Source organism: Streptomyces sp. AC550_RSS872, from assembly GCF_019049285.1.
In the GTDB taxonomy this organism is placed as follows: Bacteria; Actinomycetota; Actinomycetes; order Streptomycetales; family Streptomycetaceae; genus Streptomyces.
Map to the genome: position 1 here is coordinate 1 of NZ_JAGMUL010000103.1, position 248 is coordinate 248.

General features: G+C 65.7%; 1 protein-coding gene. It reads right to left on the reverse strand.

Going from position 1 to position 248, the window contains the following annotated elements; translation table 11 throughout:
- The coding region (locus tag KUM44_RS31590) for a helix-turn-helix domain-containing protein (protein WP_217213187.1) at positions 1 to 184 on the reverse strand (184 nt) is incomplete at its 3' end.
- Positions 185 to 248: the final 64 nt, after the last annotated feature.

A 248-nucleotide genomic window follows, 5' to 3' on the forward strand; every position in this document is an offset into this window, starting at 1 on the left:
CCTCCATGCCGCCTTCACGCCAGTTGCGGCGCCATTGCTCCACCGAACGCTCGCTCACCCGCAGGTCCTTGGCGATGACCGTATTCCTGTCACCTCGAGCGGACCTCCGCCCGGCCTCCAGCCGGATCCCTTCACGCGCAGCCCGCCGCTCAGCAGTCAGGCCCCCACCATCCGCGTACCGCATAACACCGGCATACCGCAGCAATCACCCAACGTCACCACCCGAAGGCAACCCGAAAAGGTCAGTA